The 1,017-nt window shown below is 52.8% G+C and carries 1 protein-coding gene; it reads right to left on the bottom strand.

Annotation, left to right across the window (positions count from 1 at the left end):
* A partial coding sequence (locus CW742_RS15245) for a PKD domain-containing protein (protein WP_292421884.1) occupies positions 1-1,017 on the bottom strand: 1,017 nt, incomplete at both ends.

Raw genomic sequence — 1,017 nt, 5'->3', positions numbered from 1 at the left:
TACCGGTCCTGACAAAACGCATCACATACGGGACACCGTATATTGAGGTAAATCCGCCTTTCTGCGCAACAGTCCGGAGATCGGAATAATCCGGTCCGGTATCATCGTAGATGTCGAAAGCGAGAGAGCCGGAATCCGGGTATCCCGGGTAGTCAAGGGTGTAATTTACGGTTACCGGGTTTCCGATCTCTTCCGTGAAGTTGGTGGTCGCTACCGGGCTGCTTAAGAAGATACTCCGGGTTATCGTTCCATTGATAAAGATGCCTTCCTGAACAAATCCATCGCCATTCATTGAATACAGGGAGATCTGCTGGAGGTTGGACCCCGCCGGGGGATGACAGGTAAGGAGCGAGGGAGCCGCAGGATCGAATGCAAAATCCCCTGTTTTGGATGTATCAAACGAGAGATTCTGTACCCCGTCTGCAGACCTGACCGATATGCCATCCAGGGTGAAAAATATCTGCTGAGATGCCCCCTCAAGGGCATGGATATAGGACAGTTTCCGGGTAGTGTTGCTGCCGATATCGTTTCCTGTTGTAAGAGTTATATCGAAAGCCCCTTTCCGGGTGAAGGTGTGGACCGGGTTCGGCAGGGTTGAAGTCCCGCCGTCACCAAAATCCCACATCCAGTCTTTCTGCCAACCGATTGAGGTATTGGTGAACTGAACCGTGAGCGGAATCATGCCCGAGGTTGCGTTTGCCGTAAACCCGGCAACGGGGGCACTTCCGACCGGTATAATACGGGTCGGATCTACCGGAGTCTGGTTCCGGCAGTACGGCGTGTTAACGGTAAGACTGACCTGATACGTTCCGGTGGAGGAATAAACGTGTACTGGATTCTGGTCAGTGGAATTACTGCCATCGCCAAAGTCCCAGCGCCAGTGGTCCGCAGCAGGGGTCGTGAGATCGGTGAAATTTACTGGCGTTCCGACATCCCCTGACTGGGGTGAAGCAGAGAAATTTGCTACCGGGCAGGTGACCGTTACATCGGTTGTATAGAGATAGATGTCTTCATCAC

The sequence above is a fragment of the Methanoregula sp. genome, assembly GCF_002835825.1.
Classification (GTDB): domain Archaea; phylum Halobacteriota; class Methanomicrobia; order Methanomicrobiales; family Methanospirillaceae; genus Methanoregula.
The sequence above is the reverse complement of the archived record's forward strand: the minus strand, read 5'-3'. Positions and strand labels throughout refer to the sequence as shown.